At 55.1% G+C, this 14,306-nt stretch carries 11 protein-coding genes; all 11 read left to right on the forward strand.

What is annotated here, in order from left to right; translation table 11 throughout:
- The first annotated feature begins 3 nt into the window (after nt 1-3).
- The 11 genes from RDU76_04545 to aspS all read left to right on the forward strand — a co-directional run bounded on the left by RDU76_04545 (nt 4) and on the right by aspS (nt 14,237).
- Complete coding sequence (locus RDU76_04545) at nt 4-3,417, forward strand: hypothetical protein (protein ID MDQ7798200.1); 3,414 nt, start codon at nt 4-6, stop codon at nt 3,415-3,417.
- 91 nt (nt 3,418-3,508) lie between these two features.
- Nucleotides 3,509-5,809, forward strand: coding sequence for a carbamoyltransferase HypF (gene hypF, locus RDU76_04550; GenBank protein ID MDQ7798201.1), 2,301 nt, complete (start codon nt 3,509-3,511; stop codon nt 5,807-5,809).
- A gap of 67 nt (nt 5,810-5,876) precedes the next feature.
- The gene (locus RDU76_04555; GenBank protein MDQ7798202.1) at nt 5,877-6,209 is read left to right on the forward strand and encodes a four helix bundle protein; all 333 of its coding nucleotides are present in this window, start codon (nt 5,877-5,879) and stop codon (nt 6,207-6,209) included.
- Between the two features lie 109 nt (nt 6,210-6,318).
- Nucleotides 6,319-6,540 carry a HypC/HybG/HupF family hydrogenase formation chaperone gene (locus RDU76_04560; GenBank protein MDQ7798203.1) on the forward strand — a complete coding sequence of 74 codons (222 nt, stop codon included), beginning with the start codon at nt 6,319-6,321 and terminating at the stop codon, nt 6,538-6,540.
- A 12-nt stretch (nt 6,541-6,552) separates the two neighbouring features.
- Nucleotides 6,553-7,656 (forward strand): hydrogenase formation protein HypD, encoded by a 1,104-nt coding sequence (hypD, locus tag RDU76_04565; protein ID MDQ7798204.1) that lies wholly within the window; start codon nt 6,553-6,555, stop codon nt 7,654-7,656.
- Nucleotides 7,657-7,676: 20 nt separating this feature from the next.
- On the forward strand, nt 7,677-8,690 hold the full coding sequence (gene hypE / locus RDU76_04570; GenBank protein MDQ7798205.1) for a hydrogenase expression/formation protein HypE: 1,014 nt from the start codon (nt 7,677-7,679) through the stop codon (nt 8,688-8,690).
- Nucleotides 8,691-8,851: 161 nt separating this feature from the next.
- Nucleotides 8,852-9,322, forward strand: coding sequence for a PTS sugar transporter subunit IIA (locus RDU76_04575; protein ID MDQ7798206.1), 471 nt, complete (start codon nt 8,852-8,854; stop codon nt 9,320-9,322).
- The gene (gene hisS, locus RDU76_04580; GenBank protein ID MDQ7798207.1) at nt 9,319-10,635 is read left to right on the forward strand and encodes a histidine--tRNA ligase; all 1,317 of its coding nucleotides are present in this window, start codon (nt 9,319-9,321) and stop codon (nt 10,633-10,635) included. Before RDU76_04575 ends, hisS begins: the two co-directional genes overlap by 4 nt.
- Nucleotides 10,636-10,665: 30 nt before the next feature.
- A complete protein-coding gene (locus RDU76_04585; GenBank protein MDQ7798208.1) occupies nt 10,666-11,004 on the forward strand; it encodes a carboxymuconolactone decarboxylase family protein in 339 nt (112 codons plus the stop codon).
- Nucleotides 11,005-11,088: 84 nt separating this feature from the next.
- Nucleotides 11,089-12,459 (forward strand): hypothetical protein, encoded by a 1,371-nt coding sequence (locus RDU76_04590; protein MDQ7798209.1) that lies wholly within the window; start codon nt 11,089-11,091, stop codon nt 12,457-12,459.
- Nucleotides 12,456-14,237, forward strand: a complete 1,782-nt coding sequence (gene aspS, locus RDU76_04595; GenBank protein ID MDQ7798210.1) for an aspartate--tRNA ligase — start codon at nt 12,456-12,458, stop codon at nt 14,235-14,237. The genes RDU76_04590 and aspS overlap by 4 nt, the downstream gene beginning before the upstream one ends.
- Nucleotides 14,238-14,306 lie beyond the last annotated feature (69 nt).

The following is a 14,306-nucleotide window of genomic DNA, read 5'->3' on the forward strand; positions in this document are numbered from 1 at the left end:
CTTATGGACCAGAAAGGTTTTCACCAGCAGGAGAACGGCAGCCGGGTGACGGATAACCAGCAGTCCGGAGCTCACCCTGTGGATAGCGCGGAAGCTTCCCGGGGCGGCTTTTTCGGCAAATTGGCCCGGTCCGCCCAGAGGATCAGCCGGGCCCTGTCGGTGAAGGACGAGTTCCGGGTGGCCGATGACGAAGCCCCTGCGGAAAGCCCGGCCCAGGCTATGTCCTCCGAAGAAAGCCCGTCCCATTCCCAAGAGGAAACCGCGGCTCCGGAAGAACCCCTCTCCTCCATGGAGCCCGGGGCACTGCCGGAGCAGGAGGGATCTTCCCGGGCGGAGCCGGAGGACCAGAACCCTGCCCGGGGTGACGAACCGGACCGGGAGCCCAAGGAGGGCGTCATTGCCCGGCTGCTGGGCAGTTTGTTCAAAAAAACCTCCCCGCCTGCCCCGGATCAGGCCCCCCCGGAACCGGCCGGGAATGGGGATGATGATGACGAGGAGAATATCGCCGGCCAGGGACAGCCAATAGAGCCGGAAAACCGTGAACCGGCTCCTGCTGAGGAAGATTCGCAGGAATATCTGGAGCCCGGGGACTCCGGGGAACAGGGAACAGCGGTATTCCCGGAGACACTTCCGGAGCCCGTTTCCAGCCAGGAGCCGCCGAACGATTCCGCCATCACCTCCCCAGGGCTCCTGTCCCGCATATTTCACCGGCAGGAGAAGCCGATCGACCAGGTGCTGGAGATAAAAAAGCTGGAGAAGAATTTCTTGGACGGCCAGATAAAACAGCGCCGCAAGGACGAGGCCAGATTACTCAGGAAAATAAGGCGCAGTAAAAAGGAACGCAAATCAACCCTGGATTCCCTGGAGAAATACCGGGCTCAGCTCAAGGAGACCATTGCCACCATGAAGGCCCGGGAGGCAGACGTCAAGATCTTGGAGAAGCAGAGCCTTTCTCTGCAGGAGGAGATCGAAAGAAATTCGGCCCGGCAGGGGAATTTGACACGGGAGAACCTATCCTCGGAATCAAAACTTGATCAGCTCAGGCAGGAGATCGCCGACACCGAGCAGAACCTGCAACGGGTGGCATCCGAATACGCCCTGCGTCAGAACGAACAGCAGGCCCTTGACGAACTGATGGAGAAGACCCAGCAAAGGGTGGATAGACTTGGCTCCGAAGTGGCTGAACTGGATAAACGCCGGACCGAGAACGAGAATATCCTGCTGGACCTGAACTCCCAGATAATTCATGCCGAACAGAACAAACAGGACAAACTTCAGCAGGGGGTGATGGCCTCGGAGGCCACCGCCAAGGTGGAAAAAACCCTGGAGGAAAAACGGCACCAGGTGGCGGTGCTGGAGACGGTGGCGGCCGAACTGCAGAAGGACCTCTCCGTCAAGCAGGCCTCCCTGCAGGAGTTGCCCGGCCAGATAGAATCGTTGAAACAGGCGGCGGAGCAGCACCAGGCCCGGATGGACTCCACCGCCCAGGAGCTTACCGAACTGGAGAGCCAGAAGGTGCAGCTCAACCAGCAGGCCTACCAGGCCAGGCTGGAGCTGGAGAAGACCGAGGAACAGCGCCGGAAGAATGAATCTGAATTGGACCGCCTGAGCATAGAATTGACCAGCTCCAACAGCCTGCTGGTGGAAAGGAACCGTCAGGTGTCCGCCCTGGATGCCGGGCTGGCCGAGCTTAAAGGGAGCATAGAGAAAAAGCAGGAGATAATCATCCAGCTTCAGCAGAAGATAGAATCGCTCCGGCAGAACGGTCTGTCAATGGCCCAAAAGATAGATGAGCTCAGCAAACAAAAGAGCGATACCGCCCGGGCGGTGGAGTCCAACCAGGCCCAGATCGTCTCCGCCGAAAACACCATCAAGGCCAGGCAGGCCGAGATCAGCCAGCTGGAGGAGAAACTTGCCTCCCGGCAGGGCGAGCTGAAAGACCTGTCGGAACGTATCGAAGGCCGGGAGCAGGAGCACCTTCATCTATCCGAATCCATCAGCCTGGCCATGTCCAGCCAGGAGGAACTGGAGAAGCGGCTGGCCAGCGCCAAGCAGGAACAGCAGGCCCAGGCCGAACTGATGGCCCAGACCGCCCGGCAGATAGAAGAGGCTCGTCAGCGGTATTCCGCCATGCTTGAGGAACAGGCCTATCTGGATTCCGAAGTCGGCCGAAGGCGGAACGAATTGTCGGACTGGGAATCAAAAATCAAATCGGTCCAAAGCCGGCACGACGATGTTCAGGAGAAGTTGAACGCCGACAGCCGGGAGAACCAGGTTTTGGCGGAGAATATCGAACAGCAAAAAACGCTGCTGGGCCGGTTAAAGGCTGAAAAAGAGGAGATGACCGGACGGCTGACAGCCGAAAAGGAAGAACTGGATGACCAGCTTGATGCCCTGCAGAAAAAACGGACCGGCCTGGAACAGTGGATCAAGGAAGCCATGGAGTTCCGCAGCCAGCAGGGCAGTTCCATTGAGGAACAGCTGGCCAAGTCCAGGAAACTGAAGGAAGAGGTCCAAGGTTTGAGCACCCGGGAGGAGGAACTGTCCCGGCAGCTGGAACGGGGAAGGAAAGAACTGGAGGATATCGACTCCGAGAACCAGCGCCTGATGCAGGAAAGGGCCCGCAGCGCCCAGACCGCCGAATCGGAACTGGCCGATCTAAGCGGCCAGCTGGAAAAGATCAGGCAGCAGATCGAGACCGGACGGGATGAATCCCAAGCCGTGGCGGGCCGGATAAGCGGCCTGCAGGAGGAAATGGACGATTTGAAGTCCCAGCGGCAGGAATTAGCAACCGCGGTGGCCGATATCAGAACCCAGAAGGAGAATCTGGATGCCCAGCTGGAGGCGACCCGGAGGGAATTAGAGGACCGGGTGCAGCAGCAGAACCGTGAACTGGAGAGCCTGTCCCAGGACACCGAAGCCGCGAAACTGCGGCTCAAACAGCAGGTCGAAGAGATCCAGCGGGAGATGGAGGAGAAGAGCCGCAAGCTGGAGGGCATCAGCGATCAACTGCGGGGAGTGGTGTCGGAGGTTGAGAGCAAGGAGCGCCATCGGGAGGAATTGGAGAAGACCCTGGCCGACCTGAAGGACCGCAACCAGGAGCTGAACGCCCAGACCGATAGGGAGATGGCCGGCATCAGCACCAGGAAGGAGAGCCTGCAGCTGGAGATAGATAAGCTGGCATCGGAGGCCGAGTCCGCCCAGGCCAAACTAAGATCGGTGCAGGAGGCAATTGCCGCCAAGACCAGCGAGGAGGCTTCCCTGCTCAAGCGTTTCCAGATGCTCTCCCTGGAGATGTCCGAGATGGAGAACCTGAAGAAGGAATCCCGCGAACTGTCCCGCAAGATCGACGAGCAGAAACGGATCCTGGAGGACCTGGAACTCCAGATCGACAAAAAATCCGGCCTGTTCACTTGATCGGAACCATCAATCAACCAAATATCAGTTCCTGTTAATACCTTAAGGCTGTCCCGACAGGGGCGGCCTTTTTAAAAATATTTTTATTAAAATGAGAGCAGTCAAAGTAATCATCAACGGCATAGTCCAGGGGGTGGGATTCCGGCCTTTCATCTACCGTCTGGCAAAAAAACACGATCTGGCCGGCTGGGTGCTCAATTCCAGCCGGGGGGTGGAGATCCTGGCCCAGGGATCATCTGAGGGCATAGACGGATTCCTGTCGGACATTCCCGGCGAATTGCCGCCCCAGGCCGCCATCGACCTAGTTTCCGTTGACGAGGCAGTTCCGGGCGACCATTCAGGTTTCACCATCCGGGAAAGCCTGGGCGGCGAAGGCATCACCCGGATCTCGCCGGACATTTCCATCTGTCCGGACTGCCTGGCTGAGATGCTGGATCCGGAGGACCGCCGCCACGAATACCCCTTCATCAACTGCACCAACTGCGGCCCCCGGTTCTCCATCATAAAAAACACTCCATATGACCGGCCTTATACCACCATGTCGACATTTGTTATGTGCCCCAAGTGTCAAAAGGAATACCATGACCCCGAAGACCGCCGATTCCATGCCCAGCCCAATGCCTGCCCCGACTGCGGGCCTAAAGTACGGCTGTGCGGCAGCGATGGAAGCAAAATTGCCGAAGCGGATGAGGCTGTTGACAGAACGGCCGGGCTGCTGCTGGCCGGGGAGATCCTGGCCATCAAGGGGATCGGCGGTTTCCATCTGGCCTGCGATGCCGGAAATGATTCGGCCGTCAAAAAACTTCGCAGCGCAAAGAGCCGGCCGGACAAGCCGCTGGCCCTGATGTGCGGGTCACTGGAGGATGTGCGGGATTTTTGCGATGTGAACGACCAAGAGGTGAAGCTGCTGGTGTCCAGCCAGGCCCCGATAATCCTGCTTAGAAAATCGGAAATTGGAAACAGGAAACCGGGAAGACTATCGGATAAAGTGGCGCCGGGAAATAATTATCTGGGGGTGATGCTGCCGTACGCCCCGGTGCATCATCTTTTATTTAAAGCGCTGAAAAAAATAGCCCCGGCATCTAAGGCTTTAGTAATGACCTCGGGCAACATCCAGGATGAACCCGTCATTATCGGCAATCGGGAGGCTTTGGACAAACTATCGGGCATTGCCGATCATTTTTTGTTAAATGACCGGGAGATCGAGAATCGAAACGACGATTCCATAGTTTTCTGGACCGAGGCCGGGGACGCCAAGGCCGGCAATTCCCAGATAGTCCGGCATTCCAGGGGCTATGCCCCCAATCCCATCAATCTCCCGGTCCCGGTGCCTCCCACCCTGGCGGTGGGAGGGGAGATGAAGAATGTTTTTTGCCTGGCCTCGGGCGACAAGGCCTATGTCAGCCAGCATATCGGCGAGATGGACAACACTGCCACGCTGGAATTCTTCGAAGAAATGGCGGATAAGTACCAGAGGTGGTTCAAGATTAGGCCGGAAATTATTGTTCACGACCTGCACCCCGATTACCTGACCACCAAGTGGGCCCGGGAACAGACCGGAGTGATCCTGCAGGCAGTCCAGCATCATAAGGCCCACATCCTAAGCACGTTGGCAGATAACGGGAAAGTGGTGCCGGCCATCGGAGTGGCTTTCGACGGCACCGGCTACGGCCAGGATGGAAAGATATGGGGCGGGGAGTTCTTTGTGTTCGACGGCATAAACATCGAAAGGGCGGGACATTTGGAATATCTGCCCCTGCCGGGCGGGGAGATCTCAATAAAAAAACCCTACCGGATCGCCGCCGCCTACAGCCAATATCTTCTCAATCAGATTCCCGTAAAACTGATGCCCCAAGATAGCCCGGCGGAGCTGGAGGTGATAGTAAAACAAATGGAGAACGGCTTTAACCTGGCCTGGACGTCCAGCCTGGGCCGGCTGTTCGATGCGGGCAGCGCTCTTTTAGGCGTCTGCCGGAGCATTACTTTCGAGGCCCAGGCGGCCATGTTGCTGGAGAACTGCCTGGCTTTGGGGATCAACGAAAGATATGGGTTTGATTTGACTGAGGAAAAAGGTATGACATTAATATCAATCAAAAGGATGTGGCGGCAGTTAACGGAGGATATTCTGGCAGGGACGAATGCCGGCGTCTGCTCGGCCAAGTTCCATAATACAATCGTTGACTTTACTTTGCTGATGTGCGATAATTTGAGGTCAAAAACCGGCATCAAAACAGTGGCCCTTTCCGGCGGGGTATTCCAGAACCGCTTCCTTTTAACGGCGATTTCACAGGGCTTGCAGCGGAAAGGATATGATGTTCTGGCGCACCGGCAGGTCCCGGCAAATGACGGGGGAATTGCATTGGGACAGGTGCTTGCCTCCTATTTAAAATAGAAAACAGGAAATCGAAAATAGTGGATTGAAAATGATAGAAGTAAATTTGGAATAGAGGAGGAACACGGTGGAAAGTGGTTCTTTCGCTGAAAAGAATGCAGACCGAAAGATAGTGAGTTTCCGTGACTTGGATGCTTGGCAACGATGTTTTGATGTGAAGATGTTTTTCTTTGAAATTACAAGGAAGCTACCAAGGGATGAAAAATTCATCATCACTGAAGATATAAGAAGAGCGGCTATTTCCATAACGGCCAATATTGCAGAAGGCTATGGTCGGTTTCACTTTCAAGAGAACATCCAATATTGCCGACAATCAAAGGGCTCATTATATGAACTTTGGGACCATCTGATCTCTTGCTTGCACTTTAATTATATTACTGAGGAAGAATATAATAGCTAGGGAGTGAAATTGATAGAAAATGCTCTTAAAGTTGTTAATGGGTATATAAATTTTCTCAATAAACAGAAGGCCAAAACGATTAACGATTAACAAATTGCGATTTTAAAATATGTGTTTAGCCATACCAGCCAAGATCGAAACCATCGAAGGCACCAAGGCCGAGGTGGACATCCGGGGCCTTAAAAGAAAGATCGGCCTGCAACTGATGCCCGACGCCAAGGTGGGCGAGTTCGTGCTGGTCCACGCCGGGTTCGCCATCCAGCGGATCGATCCGGAGGAGGCCGAGGAAACCTACCAGCTGCTGGAAGACACCGGCATCACCATATCCTGACGGACGCCGGCAATGATCGATCTCGATAAATTCCGCGATCCGGCGGTGGCCGCCAAGCTGGTCAAGAGGATCGAAGCCCTTTGCGACGGCCCGGCGGCCTTCATGGAGGTCTGCGGCACCCATACCATGGCCATCTCCCAGTTCGGCATCAGGGGACTGATCCCCAAATCCATAAAGTTGCTTTCCGGGCCGGGCTGTCCGGTATGCGTCACCGCCTTGTCCGACATCGACAGGATGATCGCCATCTCCGGACAGAAGGACGTGATCTTCACCACCTTCGGCGACATGATCCGGGTTCCCGGTTCACATTCCAGTTTAAGGGAAGCCAAGTCCCAAGGGGCCGACATCAGAATTTTGTATTCCCCGCTGGATGCCATTCAGATCGCGACCGAGAACCCCCAGAGACAGGTGGTCTTTGCCGGGGTGGGCTTCGAGACCACTTCGCCCACCATCATCGCCACGATGCTGGAGGCCAAGGAGAAAGGGATCGGAAATTTCTCGGTCTACCCGGCTTTTAAGACCGTGCCCCATGCCCTGAAGGCCATACTGGAATCAGGCCGGACCAGGATAGACGGCTTTCTCTGTCCGGGCCATGTCTCGGCCATCATCGGCAGCAAACCTTACCAGTTCATACCGGCCAAATATCAGATCCCCTGCGTCATCGCCGGGTTCGAGCCGCTTGACATACTGGAGTCAATTGTGATGCTGCTGGAGCAGATCCGGGCGCACAAAAAAGATGGCTCGACTTTCTCAGTGCAGACGGAATACCGGCGGGGAGTGCCCGATGCCGGGAATCCCCATGCCCTGTCGATAATAGATAAAGTGATGATGCCCTGCACCGCCGAATGGCGGGCCATTGGAAATATACCGGAGACCGGGCTTTGCTTCAGGGAAGAATACAGTTCCTTCGATGCCTCAAAACGATTTCAGGTCGAAGTTCCTCCGGCCATAGAGCCCCAGGGGTGCATCTGCGGGCAGGTGATGATGGGCCTTCATCAGCCGGACGAATGTCCTATGTTCGGGAAGAAATGCACGCCGGAAAGCCCGGTGGGGCCCTGCATGGTGTCCTCCGAGGGGGCCTGCGCCGCCTGGTACAAGTACGGAACAAGGAATTAAAAAATCAAAAATCAAATATTTTGAGTGTATCTAATAGAATACTGCTGGCCCACGGCTCAGGCGGGCGGCTTTCACACGAGTTGATAGAGAAGGTCTTCAAGTCCCGGTTCTCCAATCCTATGCTCAACCAGGGTGACGACGCCGCCGAATTCCAAATCCCAAATCCTAAACCGAGGATGGCATTCACAACGGACAGCTATGTGGTCAAACCGCTGTTCTTTCCGGGCGGGGACATCGGGCGGCTGGCGGTGTGCGGCACGGTGAACGATCTGGCCATGAAGGGCGCCAGGCCATTGTATCTTTCGGCCGGGTTCATCATCGAAGAGGGCCTTTCCCTGGAAACCCTGGAGAAGGTGGTCGATTCCATGGCTTTTGCCGCCAGGGAAGCCGGCGTGGCGATAGTCACCGGCGACACCAAGGTGGTGGACAAGGGGGCCTGCGACGTATTGTTCATCAACACGGCCGGGGTGGGGGAGATACCGGAGGGCGTCAATGTCTCCGGTTCCCTGGCTGCGCCGGGCGATGTTGTCATCATCAGCGGAAGTATCGGTGACCACGGTGCGGCGGTGATCAACGCCCGGAACAACTTCGGCCTGAGCGGCGATCTTTTTAGCGATGTGGCTCCCCTTAATGGGCTGGTCTCGGCGATGCTGAAGGCGGGGATCATCCACGTTCTGCGCGACCCCACCCGGGGCGGCCTAGCCACCACGCTCAATGAGATCTCCCGGCAATCAAAGGTTGCCATTGCCATAGAGGAAGAAAAGATCCCGGTCAAGCCGGAGGTCAAAGGCGCCTGCGAGATGCTGGGGCTGGACCCGCTGTACGTGGCCAACGAGGGCAAGCTGATCGCCATCGTGCCCAGCGGGGAGGCCGAAGGCATCCTGAAGGCCATGCGCCAGGACCCGCTGGGCAGAGAGGCGGCCATCATCGGCCAGGTCGAGACCGGCAAACCCCAGGTGCTGCTGAAGACCTTTCTGGGCAGCCGGCGCCCGCTGATGATGCTGGAGGGCGAGGCCCTGCCGCGGATCTGCTGAAAGTTTATCATCCTGAGCCAGGCATCTTGCTTGGCAAACCGAACGGATGACGGTCGATAAAAATAGATATTTAAAATTGGTTGTCATCCTTCAGCCAGCAGGGCACGATAACTTCCCAGGATGACAACAACAAAAAGACATCAGGTTCAAGGAGTTTTGTCATGAAGATCGAAGATATTTTAAACAAACAACGCACCTGCGTTTTCCTGTCCGGCCAGAACAAAAAGGACATCATCGCCGAACTTGTCGGCCTGATGGTTAAGGACGGGCTGATAAGCGACGGCCGGGAACTGCTGGACTCGGCCATGGAGCGGGAGGGACTGATGTCCACCGGCATCGGCAAGGGGGTGGCCATTCCCCACGGACGGACCAAGGGGCTCAAGAAGATGGCCGGGGCCTTCGGCCTCTGCCGGAACAAGATAGATTTCGGCTCGCTGGACGGCCAGCCGGTGCAGATATTCTTCTTCATCGCCACCCCCCAGAGCATCATCGCCGACCACGTCAAGGCCCTGGCCCTGGTGTCGCGCCTGCTGAACCGGGAGGAGATCCGGGCCAGGCTGCTGGCGGCAGACGACCCCCAGAAGGTGATGGATATCTTCCTGGAAGCCGAAAAGGGCGAGGTCAAAACATGAAGTTTCAGGCCAGCAAGGGCACCTATGACGTGATGCCGGACCAGGTCCATGTCTGGCAGCACCTTGAAACGGTGATCAGGGAACAGGCCCGGTTATACGGATTCAGGGAGATCCGGACCCCGGTCTTCGAGGATACCGCGCTGTTCGTCAAGGGAACCGGCGACACCACCGACATCGTCCAGAAGGAGATGTACACCTTCACCGACAAGGGGCAGCGCTCCATCACCCTGCGCCCCGAGGGGACGCCGCCGGTCTTAAGGGCCCTGATCGAGCACAACTCGCTCAAGGAACAGCCGTACATCAAGGTCTTTTATCTGGCTCCCATGTTCCGCTACGAGCGGCCCCAGGCCGGCCGGATGCGCCAGCACACCCAGTTCGGGGCCGAGTTCATCGGAACGGACAGCCCGGTGGCCGATGTAGAGGCGATCTCGCTGTTGTTCTTCACCCTGCAGAAGCTGGGCCTGGGCGGCTTAAGCTTAAGGCTCAACAGCCTGGGCTGCGCCCAGTGCCGGCCGACCTACCGCCAGAAGCTGATGGAGTATTTCAAGCCCATGCTGCCGGGGCTCTGCGACAACTGCCGGGAACGCTACGACCGGAATCCACTGCGGATCCTGGACTGCAAGATAGATCAGGGGAAATTCATGAATGCACCGGAGATGAAGGACTTTTTATGCGGCGACTGCCGGGTGCATTTTCAGACGGTGCAGGACCGGCTAAAGGACCTGGAGATCCCGTTCACCCTGGACAAGAACCTGGTGCGGGGGCTGGATTATTATACCAGGACGGCATTCGAGGTGGTCTCACAGCACCTGGGGGCCCAGGATGCCCTGGGCGGCGGCGGGCGCTACGACGGCCTGATGGAGGAGCTGGGGGGAGATCCGGCCCCGGGGGTGGGCTTCGGGTCAGGTTTGGAACGTTATGTTCTGGCGCTCAAAAATCAGGGTGTCAACCTGCCGCCGGAGAAAAGGCCCGATGTCTACATCGCCACTTTGGGCGATGAGGCGGTGAAGAAGGGCAGCCTGCTTTGCGCCCAGCTGCGGCAAAAGGGTTTGGCCTGCGAGCAGGAGCTCTTGGGCCGCAGTTTAAAGGCCCAGCTGCGCGAGGCCGGCCGGCTCAATGCCCGCTACGTGGCTCTGATCGGCGAGGACGAGATAAGTAAGGGCGTAGTGACGCTGAAGGACATGGACAAGCACCAGCAGGCCGAGGTGGCCTTTGATGAGTTGGTGATCAATGTGCCGAAGTACTGCCAGTGCGACTTACAAGGAGACCATTACCCACGAAACACACGAAATAGTCTAAATAATATTTTGTGAACTTTAGTGTCCTTTAGTGGGAGAGAAAGCATGTCTGACAAGATCAAAGAATTCAACGCCTACCGCACCAAGATGAACGACCGGATACTGGCGGCCGAGCACACCGGCATCAAGCGGTTCTTCAACCTGGACACCGCCGCCTACCAGGACGGGGCGCTGACGGGCAAGACCAAGGAGATGCTGGGCCTGTGCGCCTCGGTGGTGCTGCGCTGCAACGACTGCATCAGCTATCATGTCATCCAGTGCAAGAAGCTGGGGGTAAGCCAGGCGGAGTTTGATGAGATCATGAACATCTCGCTGGTGGTGGGCGGGTCCATCACCATACCGCATATCCGCAAAGCGTATGAGATGTGGGACGAGGGGGAATAACGACTAGGTTCCCTACGAAAGCTTGTCCTGAGCCATTCGACGGCTCATGGTAAACTCTGTCGAAAGAACACGAAAGAACGCGAAATGAATATTATTAATAAATTTAAAAGTATTGCGTTGTTTTGTTTGTCATTCGCGTTAGTTTTGATTGTTACTAAAGTATTATGGCAACCTTTTTTATTGAGATATTCGATATATTTAAACCCTGTAATATCCTGGCGTTTATATGACTGCAAAGTAAAATCTATAGAATATGATATGGAAGGATTTGGGGGCAGGAATGATATAATCGGGTTATTAATGGGTAATGTAAAGGAAATGATTTTCAATTGTGAAAATAAAGCATCTTCAAAAATCGGCATAACCTACAATTTTACATTTGCAATAGATGGATATGGGAAGCGGAAAGAAAGTTGCTCACAGGGCCACACTTCTTTAAATACAAGAATATATAAATTAATCGAAAAAGCAGAATCTTGCGATGCCGTTGCCGAAATAGTAAAGAAAAACAATATTAAAACAGCCCAATTAGGTTTATTAACATTGAATCAAGAGAGACATCTGAATGCTGTTAAATATGAGGATAATATAATATGGGATATTGATAAGAAACAATTATTCATATCAAATTTGCCATGGAAAGATTATAAATATTTACCCGGACATTCAAATAGTTTAACGGCACCAAAAGACACATCGGTTGTTTTGTCGTCTTACGATACGATCCTTAGAGCTGACTGTTATCCTTGCCATAATATTTATAAATATAAATTCAAATTTTCTGACTGCAAAGAGGGTGTGCTTGAGACCAACTGCGATGACAGAGTGGCGATATCTCATAATTGGATGCCAAAAATCGATACCGTCGACATTAGTTTTTTGAAATATAAAGTTTTAAGAAAAATGGAAGCATATGGTTTGCGGGGAAGTTACTTAAAATCAAATTTCAATTTGGTCCAGGCAAAAGCTTTAAAACGGTTAAGTTATAAATATGCAAATGACCATTATAATGATAATTCTTCATTATGGGGAAGATGTGTATTTAAATGGGGAACAGGGATAAGATGTATTGATGATTTTAAAGGCAATGGTTTGCTGATATGCGTATATTTTACATATTATACTAAACAGGATAGTTTTGAAATGATTCGTGTCGGTACTTCAGTTAATAACATGTATAGTCAAATAAAATTTAAGGAAATTGCAAAGTTAAAAAGCATTTATCAGAGTAATTATTCTCTAAGTAAAAACTTGATTAATAAAAAAGAAGCATATATAAAAATACTGCCAGATGGCAATTTGGCAATTAAATGGGATGTTGGAGAGCTTAATCTTGGTACAGGTAAAATAGATATGGATCGCCGTTGGGCTATGTCTTGTATTATGCCTGATGACGTATTTAGATATAGACATCTTGATTATAAATTCCCATTAAATAAAATAAAAGCATTATGAAACTCGAAACTTTAGGCAACTGGGAACGCAGCCACACCTGCGGGGAGCTTCGTTCCGAACATATCGGCCAGCAAACCACCCTCTGCGGATGGGTGCACCGCAGTCGCAATCATGGCGGGCTGATATTCATCAACCTGCGGGACCGCTACGGCATCACCCAGGTGGTTTTCGACCCGGCCCAGAACGCCGAGCTGACCGAGGCCGCCAAGGACCTCAAGTCCGAATACGTGATCGCGGTCAGGGGCGCGGTGCGCAACCGGCCCCAGGGGCAGACCAACCCCGGCATGGCCACCGGGGTGATAGAGGTGCTGGCCGCTGAGGTCAAACTGCTCAACAGCTCGGCTGTCCCGCCCTTCGTGATCGAGGACCAGACCACCGCCTCGGAGGACCTGCGCCTGAAATTCCGCTATCTGGACCTGCGCCGCCCGGCCCTGGCCCAGAACATCATCCTGCGTCACAATTTCATCCTGGCGGTGCGCAATTATCTCAGCGCCCAGAACTTTCTGGAGATCGAGACCCCGCTGCTGACCCGCAGCACCCCGGAAGGGGCCCGCGACTACCTGGTGCCCTGCCGGGTCCAGCCGGGCAAGTTCTACGCCCTGCCGCAGTCACCCCAGATATACAAGCAGATACTGATGGTGGCCGGCTTCGACAAGTATTTCCAGATCGCCCGGTGCTTAAGGGACGAGGACTTAAGGGCCGACCGCCAGCCGGAGCACACCCAGATAGACATCGAGATGAGCTTCGCCACCCAGGACAAGGTTTTCACCCTGGCCGAGGGGATGTTCCAGCAGGTATTCAAGGAAGTGGCCGGGATAGATTTGCTGACCCCGTTCCCGCGCCTGCCCTACGCCGAGGCCATGAACCGCTTCGGCTCGGACAAGCCGGACATGCGTTTCGGCCTGGAGTTGTGCAACATCGCCGCGGTGGCCGCCAAGTCGGAATTCACCGTCTTCAAACAGGCCCTGGAGAACCAAGGGCAGGTGAAGGGCATCTGCGTGCCGGGAGGCGGCAAATGGTCCCGCAAGGACATCGACGGGCTGACCGAGTTGGCCAAAATATACGGGGCCAAGGGGCTGGCCTGGGCCAAGGTCTCCGGAGAATCTTTGGAGGGCTCCATCGCCAAGTTCTTTGCCGGGGAGCTGGGCAGGGAACTGATGCGGGCCATGTCCGCCAGGGACGGCGATATCATGCTGTTCGTGGCCGACCAGCCATCCGTGGTGGCGGCCGCCCTGGGCGCGCTGCGCGTCGAATGCGCCAAACGGATGGACCTGATCCCCCAGGGCAAGTTCGCCTTCGCCTGGATCACCGATTTCCCGCTGTTCCATTACAACCAGGAGGAGAAACGCTGGGAGGCCGAGCATCACATGTTCAGCATGCCCAAGGAGGAGCACCTGGAATATCTGGACAGCGATCCGGGCAAGGTGCTGGGCCAGTTATACGACCTGGTGGCCAACGGTTCCGAGCTGGCCTCGGGCTCCATCCGTATCCACCGCCGCGACATCCAGGAAAAGGTGATGAAGGTGTTGGGGCTTCCCCCCGCAGAGGCCGCCAAAAAATTCGGCTTTCTGCTGGAGGCCTTCGAGTACGGGGCCCCGCCCCACGGCGGCATCGCTCCCGGGGTGGACCGGATCCTGGCCATGATCACCGGGGGGGACAGCATCCGCGACGTGATCGCCTTTCCCAAGACCACCTCGGGCAGCGGCCTGATGGAGGGCAGCCCCTCGGAGGTGGACCAGAGGCAGTTGAAGGACCTGCATATCAGATTGGATCTGTAACATTTTTAAATGTTATAAAGGCGGGCCTAAGACACGCCACTACTACAGAATCCCGATTGCCCCTGCTGA

The organism is Candidatus Edwardsbacteria bacterium (assembly GCA_031082425.1).
Lineage (GTDB): Bacteria > Edwardsbacteria > AC1 > AC1 > EtOH8 > UBA2226.